Genomic DNA, 15557 nt, shown 5'->3' on the forward strand with positions numbered 1-15557 from the left:
AAGTCCGGCGGCTGAGTTTCGCTCGGGTCCGGGGTCGTGGGGGTCCCGGGGGTCGCACGGGTGGGGTGCGGGGATCACGGGGCGCGGGGGCGCTCCGCGCGGGAAGCGCGTGGGCGGGTGGTGGCCGGGTGGTGGAGGGGTGTCCCGGCCCGCTGCCCGCCCATTCCCACCGTCCCAACCGGTCGGTATGCTCGCCCCGTTGCCGAAGCCAGGGAGGCCCACCGTGTCCCGTACCGCCCTCCGCATCTGCCCCCTCTGCGAGGCCACCTGCGGGCTCACCCTCACCATCGAGGGAACCCGGGTCACCGGTGCCCGCGGCGACGCCGAGGACGTCTTCAGCCGCGGCTTCATCTGCCCCAAGGGCGCCGCCTTCGGCGAGCTGGACGGCGACCCCGACCGGCTGACCGGCCCCCTCGTCCGTACGAACGGGGAGCTGCGGGAAGCGAGTTGGGGCGAGGCCTTCGACCTGATCGCCGCCCGGGTGCCCGCCCTCGTCGAGAGGTACGGAGGCAACGCGGTCGGCGTCGTCCTCGGCAACCCCAACGTGCACACCATGGCGGGCGCCCTCTACCCGCCCGTACTGCTGTCCACCCTGAAGACCCGCAGCCTGTTCACCGCCAGCACGCTCGACCAGATGCCCAAGCACGTCTCCAGCGGACTGCTCTTCGGCGACCCGTTCGCCATCCCCGTCCCCGACCTGGACCGCACCGACCACCTCCTCCTGCTCGGCGCCAACCCCCTGGATTCCAACGGGAGTCTGTGCACCGCACCCGACTTCCCCGGCAGGCTCAAGGCGCTGAAGGCGCGCGGCGGCACGCTCACCGTCGTCGACCCGCGCCGTACCCGCACCGCGAAGCTCGCCGACCGGCACCTCGCGATCCGCCCCGGCGCGGACGCCGCACTGCTCGCCGCCCTCGCCCACGTCCTCTTCGAGGAGAAGCTGGTCGACCTGGGAGAGCTGGCGGAGCAGGTGGAAGGCGTGCCGGAAGTGGCCGCCGCCGTCGCCGGGTTCACGCCGGAGGCGGTCGCCGTGATGTGCGACGTACCCGCCGAGGAGATTCGGCAGGTGGCGCGCGAGCTGGCCGACGCACCCACGGCGGCCGTCTACGGGCGGGTGGGCAGCTCGACGGTCGAGTTCGGGACGCTGGCCAACTGGCTCGTCGACGTGCTCAACGTGCTCACCGGGAATCTGGACCGTCCGGGCGGCGCCCTCTTCCCCCTCTCCGCGACCGCCCCGAAGCCCAGGACTCCCGCCCCCGGCAGGGGATTCGACCTCGGCAGGTGGCGGAGCCGGGTGGGCGGACACCCCGAGGCCAAGGGCGAACTGCCGCTCGCCGCACTCGCCGAGGAGATCGCCACACCGGGCGACGCGCGGATCCGCGCCCTGATCACCATCGCGGCCAACCCGGTGCTCTCGGCCCCCGACGGGGACCGCCTCGACCGGGCGCTCGCGGACGGCCTCGACTTCATGGTGGCCGTGGACCCGTACCTCAACGAGACGTCCCGCCACGCGGACGTGATCCTTCCGCCGCCACCGCCGTCCCGCAGCGCCCACTTCGACTTCGCGCTCAACGGCTTCGCGGTCCACGACCAGGTCCGCTACACACCCGCGGCGGTCCCGGCACCACCCGGCTCCCGGTCGATGGACGAGTGCGAGATCCACGCCCGGCTGATCCTCGCCGTCGGCGGCCTGCACGGCGCCGACCCGACGGCGGTCGACGACCTGGTCATCGACCGTACGCTCGCGAAGACGGGCCTCCCGGCGGACCGGGCGGCGCAGCTCAAGGCGGAACTCACGGGCTCCACCGGCCCGGAACGCCGCCTCGACCTGATGCTGCGCCTCGGCCCCTACGAGGGCCTGACCCTGGCCAAGGTCGCCGCAGCCCCGCACGGCATCGACCTCGGCCCGCTGAAACCCCGCCTCGGCCAGGTCCTCAAGACCCGCAGCGGACGGGTCGAACTGCTCCCCGCCCCGATCGCCGCCGACCTCCCCCGGCTGCGCCGAGCCCTGGACAGGCGGCGCGAGGAGGACACGCTGGTCCTGGTGGGCCGCCGGCATCTGCGCTCCAACAACAGCTGGATGCACAACGTGCCCGCGCTGAACCGCGGCTCCAACCGCTGCACCCTCCAGCTCCACCCGCGGGACGCGGAGCGCCTGGGCGTGGTGGACGGCGCGACGGTACGGATCCGGGGCACGGGCGGCGAGATCGAGGCCCCGGCGGAGATCACGGACACGGTACGCACCGGAGTGGTGAGCCTCCCGCACGGCTGGGGCCACGACCGCCCGGGAACCCGCATGTCGGTGGCGGCCTCCCGTCCGGGTACCAACGTCAACCAACTGCTGGACGGATCCCTGCTGGACCCGCTGTCGGGGACGTCGGTACTGAACGGGTTCGAGGTGAGCATTCACGCTCTGGCGGCCGGGCGACCCCTGGCGCCGAAAAACTAACGCCGCTAGTTTGGGGCTCGTAGGGCTCGTAGGGCTCGTAAGCAGTGGCGGACCGGACCGGTGGAGGAACTTCGATGACGGTGCAGGCGCAGCGGGGCATGTACATCGGCGGCGCATGGCGGCCCGCCGAAGGAGGGGACACGATCGCCGTCGTGAACCCGGCGGACGAGCAGGTCATCGGGCACGTCCCGGCCGGTACGGCGGCCGACGTGGACGCCGCGGTGAGCGCCGCCCGGGCCGCGTTCCCCGGCTGGGCGGCCACCCCGCAGGCCGAACGGGCCGCACTGATCGGCGCGTTGCGGGACGGCCTGGTCGCCCGCAAGGACGAGATCGCGGAAACCGTCACGGCCGAGCTGGGCGCACCGCCCGCCCTCGCCCAGGCCGTGCACGCCGGGCTGCCGATCCTGGTCGCCGGTTCGTACGCCGAACTGGCCGCCACGTACGCCTTCGAGGAGAAGCTCGGCAACTCCACCGTCCATTCGGAGCCGGTCGGCGTCGTCGGTGCGATCACGCCCTGGAACTACCCGCTGCACCAGATCGTTGCCAAGGTGGCACCCGCTCTCGCGGCGGGCTGCACGGTCGTCCTCAAGCCCGCCGAGGACACCCCGCTGACCGCGCAGCTCTTCGCCGAGGTGGTGCATGAAGCCGGCCTGCCCGCCGGTGTGTTCAACCTGGTCACGGGCCTGGGACCGGTCGCGGGCCAGGCGCTCGCCGAGCACCCGGGTGTCGACCTGGTGTCCTTCACCGGCTCGACCGCCGTCGGCCGGCAGATCGGCGCGACAGCGGGCGCGGCGGTCAAGCGGGTCGCCCTGGAGCTGGGTGGCAAGTCGGCCAACGTCATCCTGCCGGGCGCGGATCTCGCGAAGGCGGTGAATGTGGGCGTCGCCAATGTCATGGCCAACTCCGGTCAGACGTGCAGCGCCTGGACCCGCATGCTGGTCCACCGCGACAGCTACGACGAGGCGGTGTCGCTGGCCGCGGACGCGGTGGCCAAGTACGCGCCGGGCGAGCGGGTCGGCCCGCTCGTCAACGCCAAGCAGCAGGCGCGCGTGCGGGGCTACATAGAGAAGGGCGTCGAGGAGGGCGCCCGGATCGTCGCGGGCGGCCCCGAATCCCCCCTCGACAAGGGGTACTACGTCTCGCCGACCGTCTTCGCCGACGTCACCCCGGACATGACCATCGCCCAGGAGGAGATCTTCGGCCCGGTCATCTCGATCCTCCGCTACGAGGACGAGGCCGACGCCCTGCGCATCGCCAACGGCACGGTCTACGGGCTCGCGGGTGCGGTCTGGGCTGCGGACCCGGAGACGGCGACGGCCTTCGCGCGGGGGATGGACGCGGGGCAGGTCGACATCAACGGCGGCCGCTTCAATCCGCTGGCGCCTTTCGGGGGGTACAAGCAGTCGGGAGTGGGGCGCGAGCTGGGGCGGCACGGGCTGGCGGAGTACCTCCACACCAAGTCCCTGCAGTTCTGACGCTGTCTGCTGTCTGCTGTCTGCTGTCTGTTGCCCGGCGGGCGGCCGTGTGGTGCTGCCGCGGGGCGGGTGGTTTGTACGTGCGGGTGCGTCGTGGCTGATCGCGCAGTTCCCCGCGCCCCTAAATGCCTGCCCCCTAGCCCCTTGGGCGGCTGACGCCGCCGATCCCCTAGCCCTCTTGGGCAGCGGGGCCGCCCCCCGGGGGCGGGACGGGTGGGCAAGGGGGCGGCCCCCACGCGGAGCCGCCCCCCCCGACCGCACGCCCTCGCCGCCGCCCCACCCCTCCCATACTCAGGAGCCCGCCACATGACCCGCGCCGCCATACTCCGCGCCCCCCACACCCCCCTCGAAGTCACCGACATCGACCTCCCCGCCCCCGCCCCCGGCCAAGTCCGCATCCGCCTCGCCGCCGCCGGTGTCTGTCACTCCGACCTCTCCCTCACCAACGGCACCATGCGAGTACCCGTCCCCGCCGTCCTCGGCCACGAGGGCGCAGGCACCGTCACCGCCGTGGGCGAAGGCATCACCCACCTCGCCCCCGGCGACGACGTCGTCCTCAACTGGGCCCCGTCCTGCGGCAGTTGTCACGCCTGTGGGCTCGGCGAAGTATGGCTGTGCGCCGACGCCCTCACCGGCTCCGGCGACATCTACGCCCGTACGACGGCCGACGGCACCGACCTCCACCCCGGCCTCAACGTCGCCGCCTTCGCCGAAGAGACCGTCGTCGCCGCGAAGTGCGTCGTCCCGGCCCCGCCCGGCATCCCGCTCACCGACGCGGCCCTCCTCGGCTGCGCCGTCCTCACCGGATACGGCGCCGTCCACCACAGTGCCCGCGTCCGCGAGGGCGAGACCGTCGTCGTGTACGGCGTCGGCGGTGTCGGACTCGCAGCCCTCCAGTCGGCCCGGATCGCCGGAGCGGCACAGATCATCGCCGTCGACGTCTCCCCGGCCAAGGAGGAACTGGCCCGCGCCGCCGGAGCCACCGACTACCTCGTCGCCTCCGACACCACCGCGAAGGAGGTGCGCAGGCTCACCGGCGGCCACGGTGCGGACGTCGCCGTCGAGTGCGTGGGCCGCGCCGCCACCATCCGTACCGCCTGGGAATCCACCCGAAGGGGAGGCCGCACCACGGTCGTCGGCATCGGCGGCAAGGACCAGCAGGTCACCTTCAACGCCCTGGAGATTTTCCACTGGGGCCGCACCCTCACCGGCTGCGTGTACGGCAACAGCGACCCGGCCCGCGACCTTCCGGTCCTTGCCGAACACATCCGGGCGGGCCGCCTCGACCTGGCCTCCATGGTCACCGAACGCATCACCCTGGACGACATCCCGGCCGCCTTCGACAACATGCTCGCGGGCAAGGGCGGCCGGGCACTGATCGTCTTCTAGGCCTTCTAGACCTTCTCGGCGTCGGCGTCCGCGTCGGCACCGGCAGGGGCGGTGGCCGTGGCGGACTTGGCCACCACCCCCGCCGCCGGAGCCGCCGTACGCCGCGACCGCGACCGCGAGACCGCCACCCCCGCCAGGCACACCATGCCGCCGAGCAGCGTCACCCACCCCGGCACCTCGTCCAGCAGCAGCCACGACATCAGGACGACGATCGCGGGCACCGCGTAGGTGGTCGCGCCCATCTTCCCGGCCGTCGTCCGCTTCAGTGCGTACGCCCAGGTGGTGAAGGCCAGGGCGGTCGGGAAGATGCCCAGGTAGACCATGTTGAGGGTGGCGGAGAGCGGCGCCTGGGCCACGTCCCTGACCAGCTGTCCGGCGAACGGCAGGCATGCCACCGCCCCGATCAGGCAGCCGTACGCGGTCGCCTGCAGCGGCGTCGCGTGCCCCAGCGCGGGCTTCTGTGCGACCACGCCGATCGCGTACGTCACGGCCGCGGCCAGGCACAGCCCCACACCGAGCAGTGACGTTCCGCCGCCGCCCGACATCGAGACGCCCACGATCGCCGCACCCGCGAACGAGACCACCATCCCCGCCAGCAGCCGGGGCGGCAGGCCCTCGCCGAGGAAGCGGCTGGCGAGCAGCGCCATCAGGATCGGCGCCACGTTCACCACCAGGGACGCCGTGCCCGCGTCGACGAGCTGCTCGCCCCAGTTGAGCGCGACCGCGTACGCCCCGAACCACAGCAGCCCGGAGGCGATGATGCCCGGCCAGGCGGCGCGCGGCGGCAGACCCTCGCGGCGTATCAGCAGCAGCGCCACCAGGACGAGCGAGCCGGACAGCAGCCGGCCCAGCGCCAGCGCGCCCGGTGCGTACGACTCGCCCGCGCTGCGGATCGACACGAAGGCCGAGGCCCACAGCACGACGGTGACACCGGCGGCGGCCAGTGCGAGGGGCTCGGAACGGCCCGTGGGGGAGGAAGAGTTGCTCATTCCGCGATGCTAGGGCACTGATACTTCGGTTGTCACCGAAGTATTGATGCGTCGATGTCTAGCAGGTCGTTGAAGGCCCGTTCGCCCGCCGCCGTCACCTTCACCGCGCGCTCGCTCCCGATCCGTACGCACCACTTCTCCGCCAGGGCGAGACGGCACAGCTCCGCGCCCGCGATGCCCGCGAGATGGCGCTTGCGCTCGGTCCAGTCGAGGCACGAACTCACCATCGGGCGACGGCCCTTGGCCTTGAGCAGCTGGATGCCGAGCCCGCCGAACCAGTCCAGCCCCTCGTCGGTGAGCGCGAACCCGCTGCCCATCAGCAGCAGCCCGCGCCGCTCCATCGCGTCCGTGATCGCGATGCCGAGCCGCCCGGCCAGATGGTCGTAGCAGGTGCGGCCCCGGGCCATGGCGGAGCTGGCGCTGGAGGCGCGCAGCGTGTGCGGGTTGTCGCGGCCGGGGAGCGCGTACGCGGCGACCGACTCGACGAACTGTGCGGCGGACGCGTCCGCCAGGCGTACGTACCGGTGCCTGCCCTGCCGTTCCTCGGTGAGCAGTCCGGCCGAGATGAGCCTGCTCAGATGCTCGCTCGCGGTGGAGGCGGCGACGCCCGCCTGCCGGGCGAGCTCGCTCGCGGTCCAGGCGCGGCCGTCGAGGAGGGAGAGGAGGAAGACGGCCCTGGTCTCGTCGGCGAGCAGGGACGCGAGGGCGGCGAGCCGGGTGCCGGGGCTTTCGGCTCTGACAGCGGCTCTGGCGGCGGGATTCGGCATCCCTCCAGAGTGCCCTAAGAATGGTTCGGCACGGGCCGAACTGTCCGGAATTCCCCCGCCTCGTACTGGTGGCCCAGCCCGTCCACCAGCGCCCTCAGCCCCGTCTCGAACGCCCCCTCGTCCACCTGCTCCCTGCGGTCCGCGAGCAGATGCGCCTGCCCGAGGTGCGGATAGTCCGCCGGGTCGTACGCCGCCTCGTCGTCCACGAAGCCGCGCGCGAAGGAGCCGAGCGCGGAGCCGGTGATGAAGTACCGCATCAGGGCGCCGATGTACGTCGCCTGGGCGGGCGGCCATCCGGCCCGCACCATCGAGCCGAACACCGCGTCCGCGACCTTCAGCCCGGCCGGCCGGCGCCCGGGGCCGCGTGCCAGCACCGGGACGATGTGCGGGTGTTCGGTGAGCGCCGAACGGTACGAGAGGGCCCAGTCGTGCAGTGCCACCCGCCAGTCCCGTGGGTCGCCCTCCTCGAACATCGACAGGTCGACCTTGGCCGACACCGCGTCCGCGACCGCCTCCAGGATCTCGTCCTTGTTGCGGAAGTGGTTGTAGAGGGAGGGTCCGCTGACCCCGAGCTCCGCCGCGAGCCGCCGCGTGGAGACCGCGTCGAGGCCCTCGGAGTCCACGAGTGCGCTCGCCGTCTCGACGATGCGGTCTCTGCTCAACAGGGGCTTGCGCGGTCGGGCCATGCGGCACATAGTAGGCCTGCCGACAAGAAACTAGCAGTGCTAATTAAGCGCGGCGGAAACAGCGCTGGACAAGCACTGAGAAAGCGGGGTGGGTGTCCGTGAACCTGGAGCTCAGCGAGGAGCAGCGCGCGGTCCGGCAGCTCGCCGTGGACTTCGTGGCCCGTGAGATCGCCCCGCACGCCGTCGAGTGGGACCGCGCCGAGAACGTCGACAGGTCGATAGTGAAGAAGCTGGGCGCGCTCGGCTTCCTCGGTCTCACGATCCCCGAGGAGTACGGCGGCTCCGGCGGCGACCACCTCGCGTACTGCCTCGTCACCGAGGAGCTCGGCCGCGGCGACTCCTCGGTGCGCGGCATCGTCTCCGTCTCGCTCGGCCTGGTCGCCAAGACGATCGCCGCCTGGGGCGACGAGGGGCAGAAGCGGCAGTGGCTGCCCCGCCTCACCTCGGGCGAGGCCATCGGCTGCTTCGGCCTGACCGAGCCCGGCACCGGATCCGACGCCGGAAACCTCATCACCCGGGCCGTCAGGGACGGCGACGACTACGTCGTCAACGGCACCAAGATGTTCATCACCAACGGCACCTGGGCCGATGTCGTCCTTCTTTTCGCCCGTTCCACCGACGCCCCCGGCCACAAGGGCGTCTCCGCCTTCCTCGTCCCCATGGACACCCCGGGCCTCACCCGCCGCACCATCCACGGCAAGCTCGGTCTGCGCGGCCAGGCCACCGCCGAACTCGTCCTCGAAGACGTCCGCGTCCCCGCGTCCGCGATGCTGGCACCCGAGGGCAAGGGCTTCTCCGTCGCCATGTCCGCGCTCGCCAAGGGCCGCATGTCGGTCGCCGCGGGCTGCGTCGGCATCGCCCAGGCAGCACTGGACGCGGCCCTTTCCTACGCGGGGGAGCGCGAGCAGTTCGGCAGGACGATCGCCCACCACCAGCTCGTACAGGAACTGATCACCGACATCGCGGTCGACGTCGACGCCGCCCGCCTCCTCACCTGGCGAGTCGCCGACCTGATCGACCGCGGCGAGCCCTTCGTGACCGAGGCCTCCAAGGCCAAGCTCTTCGCCTCCGAGGCCGCCGTGCGCGCCGCGAACAACGCCCTCCAGGTGTACGGCGGTTACGGCTACATCGACGAGTACCCGGCGGGGAAGCTGCTGCGCGACGCCCGGGTGATGACCCTGTACGAGGGCACCAGCCAGATCCAGAAACTCGTCATCGGCCGTGCGCTGACCGGGGTTTCGGCCTTCTGAGTACCTCCTGAGTACGCGTACGGATATCGCTCCGGTGTGTGCGGCGCCACTCTGGGCCCATGAGTGACACACAGGTCAAGCAGCAGGGCACCGGGGCCTACTACGGCCAGGCCATCGCCTCGTTCGTCGTCGCGCTGTCGGCGACCGCCATCGGCATCTTCTACCTCGACGCCAGCGGCTGGGTGCGCGCCTTCCTGGCCATCGGCGTCCTCTACCTCACCACCTCCGCCTTCACACTCGCCAAGGTGATCAGGGACAAGCAGGAGGCCGGTCAGATCGTCAGCCGGGTCGACCAGGCGCGCCTGGAGAAGATCCTCGCCGAGCACGATCCCTTCCAGAAGCTCTGACTCCGAGGATTCGGGCTAAGCGCTTGCTCAGAGGTGCGCGGTATGGTGTTCGTCCTGCTGTACGGACAAAGGGGCGAGCGGATGAGCACGGCGGAGGACGCGGAGGGCACAGAGGGCACCGAGGAGGCGCCCGGCGGCGGGTCCGGGTCGGGCGAGGCGTCCGCCTGGGGCGAGGTGGCCCCGGAAGCGGCCCGGAGGCTGCTCGTCGCCGCCGTCGGAGCCTTCGCCGAGCGCGGCTACCACGCCACCACCACCCGTGACATCGCGGGCCGTGCGGGCATGAGCCCGGCCGCGCTCTACATCCACTACAAGACCAAGGAAGAGCTGCTCCACCGGATCAGCCGGATCGGGCACGACAAGGCCCTGCACATCCTGGAGAGCGCCGCCGACGGCGACGGCAGCGCCGCCGAGCGCCTCACGGACGCCGTCGTCACCTTCGTACGGTGGCACGCGGCGCACCACACCACGGCGCGCGTCGTCCAGTACGAGCTGGACGCGCTCGGCGACGAGCACCGCGCGGAGATCGTGGAGCTGCGCCGCAGGAGCGACGCGGCGGTGCGGCGCATCATCAACGACGGTGTGGAGGCGGGGGAGTTCGACGTCCCCGACATCCCCGGTACCACGCTCGCCGTGCTGTCGCTGTGCATCGACGTGGCCCGCTGGTTCAACGTGGAGGGCAGGCGCACCCCCGACGAGGTCGGCGCACTGTACGCCGACCTCGTGCTCCGGATGGTCGCGGCCACCCCGTAGCCGCAGCGGAGCGGGTCAGAAGTAGTAGCGGGAGATCGACTCCGCCACGCACACCGGCTTCTCGCCGCCCTCGATCTCCACCGTCACCTTCGCCGTGACCTGCACACCGTCACCCGCCTCGGCGACGTCCGTCAGCACCGCCGTGGCGCGCAGCCGCGAGCCCACCGGCACCGGCGCGGGGAAACGGACCTTGCCCGTCCCGTAGTTGATGCCCATCTTCATGCCCTCGACCCGCAGCACCTGCGGTACGAACGTCGGCAGCAGCGACAGCGTCAGATAGCCGTGCGCGATCGTCTTCCCGAACGGCCCTTCGGCCGCCCGTACCGGGTCGACGTGAATCCACTGGTGGTCACCGGTCGCGTCGGCGAACAGGTCGATCCGCTTCTGGTCGACCTCCAGCCACTCGCTGTGCCCCAGCTGCTCGCCGACCCCGGCACGCAGCTCCTCGGCGGACGTGAAGATCCTCGGCTCGGCCATTCGTCTGCTCCCTCTGCTCAAATCTGCCCAGATACTGCAAAAAGAACTGCTCACATCACTTGCCTAAGCGCTTGCTCAGCATGGTTGGGCCCAGGTGTTCCTGTCAACGGACGCCCACTAGGCTTCACGGGGTGCCGCAGATTCCAGAGAAGATCCACGAGCTCACCGTCGGTCAGCTGTCCGCTCGCAGCGGTGCCGCCGTATCCGCCCTGCACTTCTACGAGGCCAAGGGCCTGATCAGCAGCCGCCGCACCTCCGGCAACCAGCGCCGGTACGGGCGCGACGCGCTGCGCAGGGTCGCCTTCGTCCGCGCCGCACAGCGCGTCGGCATCCCGCTCGCCACCATCCGTGACGCACTGTCCGAACTGCCGGAGGAGCGCACCCCGACCCGCGAGGACTGGGCCCGGCTCTCCGAGAACTGGCGCTCCGAACTCGACGCCCGCATCAAGCAGCTGGGACGTCTGCGCGACCACCTCACCGACTGCATCGGCTGCGGCTGCCTGTCCCTGGAGACCTGCGTGCTGTCCAACCCGGACGATGTCATCGGCGACATGATCAGCGGCTCCCGTCTGATGGGCGAGAAGCGGAAGGGCTGATACGAGTCCAAGGAGGGGCGGCCTCCGTCCATGTACGAGGGCGGGCGGGGCCGCGCAGCATGGGGCGCATGGCGAACGCGACGGCTGCGCACCCCAGGTCCCGCCCGGACGGGCCGACCTCCAACGGCTACACCCTCTCCGGGGCCCCGCACCGGCTCGGCCGGCTGGGGCCCGTGCCGCCGGGCGAGCGGGGCGACCTCGCCGCGCTGCGGGCGCGGTTCGCCCGCGAGGGCCACCTCTACCTCCCGGGGTTCTTCCGCCCCGAGGTGGTGGAGGCCTTCCGCCGCCACTACTTCGAGGCGACCGCGCACACCGGTCTCGTACGCCCCGGCTCCGACCCCGGCGACGGCATCGCCGCACCCGACCGCGGCGGCTTCGACCACGCGGCCTTCCGGACGGCCCTGTTCCGGGGGATCGTGCCGGGGCCCGCGTACGAGGCGATGTGCCGACGGCCCGAACTGGTCGCCTTCTACCGGTGGTTCCTCGGCGCCCCGGAGGTCCATCTGCACCGCCGCAAGATCATCCGGCACGCCCTGCCCGGCGAGTCGGGCATTGGCACCGCCACCCAGGCCCACTACGACCTGGTCTACCTCCGCGAGGGCACCGACCGGGTGCTCTCCAGCTGGATCCCGCTCGGCGACTGCCCGGTGGCCCGCGGCGGCCTGGTCTACCTGGAGCGCAGCCACCACCGCGTGCGCGCCGAGGAGACGGCGGGCCGGCTGCGCCGCCCGGCCGCCTCGCTCACCGCGGATCTGCCGTCCCTCGCCGAGGAGTACGACGCCCGGTGGCTGGTCGCCGACTACGCGGCGGGCGACATGGTCGTCCACTCGCCCTACCTCGTGCACGCCTCGCTCGACAACCGGGACCCGGACGGCGTGATCAGGCTCTCCACCGACATCCGCTACCAGTCGGCCGCCGATCCGGTCGACGGCCGCTGGCAGAACCACTGGCACCTGGACGACGGGCTGTAGGGCCCCGACGCATCCCCCCGACGCATCCGCTTGACGCATCCGCTTGACGCCCCGACGGCCCGACGGCACCCGTCCTCACTCGGACCACGTGTCGTACGGCGACGGATCCGCCCCCACTGTGCGGTTACGCCACCTTCACCGGCCACCGAATGTCCTTGGCCGCGCTCACCAGTTGGGCATTCGACCCGGCCGGCCTGCCGTCCGGGAGCAGCAGCGTGTCCTCCAGACCGATCCGGGTGGCCAGACCCAGCCGGCGGGCCAGCGCGAGCACCGGCCAGGCGCCGCCGTCCTCGCCGTGCAGCAGCATCGGGGCCCCGCACACGTCCCCCTGCGACCCCACCGCGCCCCGGCGCGCGAGGTCCGCCAGGAACTGGAGCGCGGAGTCCTCGGCGGTGAGCGGGTCGGGGTCGGTCACCTCCAGCAGCACCCGCAGGGATCTGGACCGCAGCGGGGAGCCGAGGAAGCGGTCCACCCCCTCCGTGCCGGACCACAGGCCGGACTCCACGGCGACGCCGCGCGCGAGCAGCGCCCCGGCGACCTCCTCCGCGCCCGGCTCGTGCCAGTTCACCGAGGCGTGGTCGGGCAGTACCGTCCAGGACGCGATGCGCTCGATGCGCCGCTGCGGTTCGGGCTCGGTCCAGGCACCGGTCGTCACCCCGACGGGCACGTCCACCGCACTCCGTATCGCCGTGAGAGTCGCCGCGAGAACGCTCGGTGACAACGTGTCGTCCCCGCAGGGGGACTTGGGGTGCACATGCACCTCCGCGGCACCGGACGCGACCGCGGCCGCGGCCGATTCGGCCATCGCACCGGGCGTCACCGGAACCGCGGCGCCGTCACCGGTACCGCGCTGACCGTTCAAACAGACCTGTATCAAGGGCTCGACCATGCATTCGATGGTGACACCCACCACTGACAATCAGCCATGCACCGAGCATTCGCACGGTTGTTGCGGGGGAAATTCCGAGTGCTCCTCGTGACGGCACGGGGGCCGTGCGGGACGCGCGGAACGACTGTGCGGCTGACACGGGGGACGCGGCGCCACGGGGATGGAGGTCCGCCACGCCCCACGCTCTCACGCCACGGACGCCAGCTCCCGGCGCCGTATTCTCTTGGCCTCCGCCAGTGCCCCGGGCGTCAGGACGGGCTGCGGGACCAGGATTCCGCATCCCGTGCAGACCGGACCGAACCACGGCTCGTGGATCATGTCCTGCTTCCAGACGATCCGTTCCGACGCGCACACCGGGCAGTGCGTGCCGGGCTCCGACTCCAGGGCGGAGATCAGCCCGCGCAGCACGTCGGCCAGCGGCGGCGACGGATGGACCGTCGGATCGTCGCACCAGGCGACCCCGAAACCGCCCCAGGTCCGCCGGTGCCAGTCGTCGAAGGAGCCCGGCCGCCGCAGCCCGTCGTGCTTCTCGCGCTTGCGGCGCTGTGCGAACTCCACCTCGTACGCGAGCCAGACGGCCCGCGCCTCCTCCAGTTCCTCCAGTGCGGCCACCAGCCGCACCGGGTCGGGCGCCCGGTCCTCCTGACCGAACCCGTGCCGGGTGCACAGATGGTCCCAGGTCGCCCTGTGCCCGTAAGGGGCGAACCTCTCCAGACACTTGCGCAGCGAATACCGCCGCAGCGCAAGATCACACCTCGGATCACGGACCTGTCTCGCGAGACTCCGAAAACCGGCCATCGCACTGCCACCTCCGTCGCTGGTACTTCGGCGTCGATGAATGGACGTACGAGTGCCCGTTTCGGCTCCATCGAAAATCCGATGGGCCCCATCAGGGATCAATTGGTCCCGATTCGCAGGGAACACTCCCGACTCTCCGTGCCACTCCATGAATCGAACGCCTCACTCGAACGTGTGGAGAACGGGGAAAAGCGACGGGTGTTCACCTTCCCCGGCGGGTCGATCGCCGGCAACCTCCGCAAGGCGGGCGAGCAGTGGTGCGCCGCCCGCACGCATGCGGAAGGGGCGGGGGCCGTACGAGATCCCCGCCCCCTCTTCGCGCCTCAGCCCAGCTCCCGCTCCCGCGTCTCCGGCAGCGCCAGCACGCACAGCAGCGACACGACCGCCATCGCACTCACGTACCAGCCGACCGACGCCGAACCGAAGCCCGCCTGGAGCCGCGTCGCCACCAGCGGTGCCACCGCCCCGCCGAGCACCCCGCCCAGGTTGTACGCCAGGGACGCGCCCGAGTAGCGCACCCGCGCCCCGAACAGCTCCGGCAGGTACGCGCCCATCGGCCCGTACACGACCCCCATGCAGAACAGCGCCCCGCCGAGTGCCACCGCGATCAGCACCGGCTGTCCGGTGTCGAGCAGCGGGAAGATGACCAGACCCCACACCACCGCCAGCCCGCAGCCGCACAGGATCAGCCTGCGCCGGCCGCCCGCGTCGGAGCGCGTCGCCGCGAGCCAGGTTCCCGCCGCCAGGAACAGGCAGGCCACCATGGACAGTCCGAGCATGGTGTTGCGGGGCACCCCGAGCGTCGTCGTCGCGTACGACAGGCAGTACGTCGTCGCCGTGTAGAACAGCCCGTACGCGACGATCATGCCGCCCGCGCCGAGCAGCAGTTCGCGCGGGAACTTCTTGAAGACCTCAAGGGTGGGGACCTTGCTGGCCTCCTGCTTCTCCATCACCCGCTGGAACACCGGGGTTTCGCTGATCTTCAGCCGTACGAACAGACCCACCGCGACCAGCAGGAACGACAGCAGGAACGGAATCCGCCACCCCCAGCTCTTGAACGCCGCGTCGTCGAGGACCGCCGACAGCAGCCAGAAGATGCCTGTCGCCGCGAAGAAGCCGATGGACGGGCCGAGTTGCGGGAACGCCGCATAGAGGCCGCGCCTGCCGCGCGGCGCGTGCTCCACCGCGAGCAGCGCCGCCCCGCCCCACTCGCCGCCGAGCCCGATGCCCTGCAGGAAGCGCAGCAGGACCAGCAGCAGCGGCGCCCAGATGCCCCAACTGCCGTAGCCGGGCAGCAGACCCACCAGCGCCGTCGAGAGCCCCATCAGCAGCAGCGAGACGACGAGGACCGACTTGCGGCCGACCCGGTCGCCGAAGTGCCCGAAGACCACGGAGCCGAGGGGACGGGCGGCGAAGGCCACGGCGTACGTGGAGAAGGAGGCGAGCGTCGCGTTGAGCGGTGTGAGGTTCGGGAAGAACGCCTCGTTGAGGACGAGCGCCGCCGCCGTCCCGTAGATGTAGAAGTCGTAGAACTCGATGGCGGTGCCGATGAAACTGGCCACCGCCACCCGGCGCAGACTCTCCGGGCTCTCGGAGGGTGCGTCGGCGGCGGTGGCCGGTGTCGCTGTCTTCGTGGTGCGGGGTTCGTCGTTCACGACCGGCAGGTTCTCGGTCGGTGTATGAGGCAGTCAATAGGTGGGACGGTCAGTCCCACAATGTGGACC

15 protein-coding genes are annotated in these 15557 nt (G+C 71.6%); 8 read left to right on the top strand and 7 right to left on the bottom strand.

The genetic code is table 11. From position 1 onward, the window contains the following. The first annotated feature begins 187 nt into the window (after positions 1 to 187). The 3 genes from ACH4SP_RS31790 (at position 188) to ACH4SP_RS31800 (ending at position 5313) form a co-directional block, all read left to right on the top strand. A complete protein-coding gene (locus ACH4SP_RS31790) occupies positions 188 to 2449 on the top strand; it encodes a molybdopterin oxidoreductase family protein (protein ID WP_398419964.1) in 2262 nt (753 codons plus the stop codon). Positions 2450 to 2529: 80 nt separating this feature from the next. Beyond that, the gene (locus ACH4SP_RS31795; RefSeq protein WP_398420298.1) at positions 2530 to 3924 is read left to right on the top strand and encodes an aldehyde dehydrogenase family protein; all 1395 of its coding nucleotides are present in this window, start codon (positions 2530 to 2532) and stop codon (positions 3922 to 3924) included. A gap of 306 nt (positions 3925 to 4230) precedes the next feature. Then, positions 4231 to 5313 carry a Zn-dependent alcohol dehydrogenase gene (locus ACH4SP_RS31800; RefSeq protein ID WP_398419966.1) on the top strand — a complete coding sequence of 361 codons (1083 nt, stop codon included), beginning with the start codon at positions 4231 to 4233 and terminating at the stop codon, positions 5311 to 5313. Positions 5314 to 5318: 5 nt separating this feature from the next. On the opposite strand, the gene ACH4SP_RS31805 is transcribed toward ACH4SP_RS31800, so the two are convergent. Genes ACH4SP_RS31805 through ACH4SP_RS31815 form a run of 3 tightly spaced genes read right to left on the bottom strand, consistent with a single transcriptional unit; the run spans position 5319 to position 7755 of the window. Then, a complete protein-coding gene (locus tag ACH4SP_RS31805; RefSeq protein ID WP_398419968.1) occupies positions 5319 to 6302 on the bottom strand; it encodes a DMT family transporter in 984 nt (327 codons plus the stop codon). Between the two features lie 32 nt (positions 6303 to 6334). After that, the gene (locus tag ACH4SP_RS31810) at positions 6335 to 7069 is read right to left on the bottom strand and encodes an ArsR/SmtB family transcription factor (protein WP_398419971.1); all 735 of its coding nucleotides are present in this window, start codon (positions 7067 to 7069) and stop codon (positions 6335 to 6337) included. A 14-nt stretch (positions 7070 to 7083) separates the two neighbouring features. After that, positions 7084 to 7755: a TetR/AcrR family transcriptional regulator gene (locus tag ACH4SP_RS31815; RefSeq protein ID WP_398419973.1), complete on the bottom strand. Its 672-nt coding sequence runs from the start codon at positions 7753 to 7755 to the stop codon at positions 7084 to 7086. A 98-nt stretch (positions 7756 to 7853) separates the two neighbouring features. Between ACH4SP_RS31815 and ACH4SP_RS31820 the strand changes: the two genes are divergently transcribed. From ACH4SP_RS31820 to ACH4SP_RS31830, 3 genes are all read left to right on the top strand, one after another. After that, positions 7854 to 9005 carry an acyl-CoA dehydrogenase family protein gene (locus tag ACH4SP_RS31820; RefSeq protein WP_398419975.1) on the top strand — a complete coding sequence of 384 codons (1152 nt, stop codon included), beginning with the start codon at positions 7854 to 7856 and terminating at the stop codon, positions 9003 to 9005. A gap of 59 nt (positions 9006 to 9064) precedes the next feature. Further along, positions 9065 to 9352 (top strand): YiaA/YiaB family inner membrane protein, encoded by a 288-nt coding sequence (locus tag ACH4SP_RS31825; protein WP_398419977.1) that lies wholly within the window; start codon positions 9065 to 9067, stop codon positions 9350 to 9352. An 81-nt stretch (positions 9353 to 9433) separates the two neighbouring features. Beyond that, positions 9434 to 10102 carry a TetR/AcrR family transcriptional regulator gene (locus ACH4SP_RS31830; RefSeq protein ID WP_398420300.1) on the top strand — a complete coding sequence of 223 codons (669 nt, stop codon included), beginning with the start codon at positions 9434 to 9436 and terminating at the stop codon, positions 10100 to 10102. Positions 10103 to 10117: 15 nt separating this feature from the next. On the opposite strand, the gene ACH4SP_RS31835 is transcribed toward ACH4SP_RS31830, so the two are convergent. Beyond that, the gene (locus ACH4SP_RS31835) at positions 10118 to 10579 is read right to left on the bottom strand and encodes a MaoC family dehydratase (RefSeq protein ID WP_398419979.1); all 462 of its coding nucleotides are present in this window, start codon (positions 10577 to 10579) and stop codon (positions 10118 to 10120) included. Positions 10580 to 10710: 131 nt separating this feature from the next. On the opposite strand from ACH4SP_RS31835, the gene soxR reads away from it, so the two are divergent. Together soxR and ACH4SP_RS31845 are read left to right on the top strand one after the other, a co-directional pair. After that, entirely contained in the window at positions 10711 to 11175 is a 465-nt protein-coding gene (gene soxR, locus ACH4SP_RS31840; protein ID WP_398419981.1) for a redox-sensitive transcriptional activator SoxR, read from the top strand. A 68-nt stretch (positions 11176 to 11243) separates the two neighbouring features. Beyond that, the gene (locus tag ACH4SP_RS31845) at positions 11244 to 12146 is read left to right on the top strand and encodes a phytanoyl-CoA dioxygenase family protein (protein ID WP_398419982.1); all 903 of its coding nucleotides are present in this window, start codon (positions 11244 to 11246) and stop codon (positions 12144 to 12146) included. Positions 12147 to 12270: 124 nt separating this feature from the next. Here ACH4SP_RS31845 and ACH4SP_RS31850 read toward each other — a convergent pair whose 3' ends face one another. From ACH4SP_RS31850 to ACH4SP_RS31860, 3 genes are all read right to left on the bottom strand, one after another. Further along, positions 12271 to 13023 (bottom strand): 3-keto-5-aminohexanoate cleavage protein, encoded by a 753-nt coding sequence (locus ACH4SP_RS31850; protein ID WP_398420302.1) that lies wholly within the window; start codon positions 13021 to 13023, stop codon positions 12271 to 12273. A 198-nt stretch (positions 13024 to 13221) separates the two neighbouring features. Next, positions 13222 to 13833 carry a hypothetical protein gene (locus ACH4SP_RS31855; protein ID WP_398419984.1) on the bottom strand — a complete coding sequence of 204 codons (612 nt, stop codon included), beginning with the start codon at positions 13831 to 13833 and terminating at the stop codon, positions 13222 to 13224. A 323-nt stretch (positions 13834 to 14156) separates the two neighbouring features. Next, complete coding sequence (locus ACH4SP_RS31860; protein WP_398419985.1) at positions 14157 to 15488, bottom strand: MFS transporter; 1332 nt, start codon at positions 15486 to 15488, stop codon at positions 14157 to 14159. Positions 15489 to 15557: the final 69 nt, after the last annotated feature.

It is taken from the genome of Streptomyces sp. NPDC021093 (genome assembly GCF_044333135.1).
Taxonomy (GTDB): domain Bacteria; phylum Actinomycetota; class Actinomycetes; order Streptomycetales; family Streptomycetaceae; genus Streptomyces.

What these genes read in the sequence shown, in the direction of transcription:
- ACH4SP_RS31790 (WP_398419964.1), top strand. Translation starts at nt 188, where the DNA reads ATGCTCGCCCCGTTGCCGAAGCCAGGGAGGCCCACCGTGTCCCGTACC.
- ACH4SP_RS31800 (WP_398419966.1), top strand. Translation starts at nt 4,231, where the DNA reads ATGACCCGCGCCGCCATACTCCGCGCCCCCCACACCCCCCTCGAAGTC.
- ACH4SP_RS31805 (WP_398419968.1), bottom strand. Translation starts at nt 6,302, where the DNA reads ATGAGCAACTCTTCCTCCCCCACGGGCCGTTCCGAGCCCCTCGCACTG.
- ACH4SP_RS31810 (WP_398419971.1), bottom strand. Translation starts at nt 7,069, where the DNA reads ATGCCGAATCCCGCCGCCAGAGCCGCTGTCAGAGCCGAAAGCCCCGGC.
- ACH4SP_RS31815 (WP_398419973.1), bottom strand. Translation starts at nt 7,755, where the DNA reads ATGGCCCGACCGCGCAAGCCCCTGTTGAGCAGAGACCGCATCGTCGAG.
- ACH4SP_RS31825 (WP_398419977.1), top strand. Translation starts at nt 9,065, where the DNA reads ATGAGTGACACACAGGTCAAGCAGCAGGGCACCGGGGCCTACTACGGC.
- ACH4SP_RS31830 (WP_398420300.1), top strand. Translation starts at nt 9,434, where the DNA reads ATGAGCACGGCGGAGGACGCGGAGGGCACAGAGGGCACCGAGGAGGCG.
- ACH4SP_RS31835 (WP_398419979.1), bottom strand. Translation starts at nt 10,579, where the DNA reads ATGGCCGAGCCGAGGATCTTCACGTCCGCCGAGGAGCTGCGTGCCGGG.
- ACH4SP_RS31845 (WP_398419982.1), top strand. Translation starts at nt 11,244, where the DNA reads ATGGCGAACGCGACGGCTGCGCACCCCAGGTCCCGCCCGGACGGGCCG.
- ACH4SP_RS31855 (WP_398419984.1), bottom strand. Translation starts at nt 13,833, where the DNA reads ATGGCCGGTTTTCGGAGTCTCGCGAGACAGGTCCGTGATCCGAGGTGT.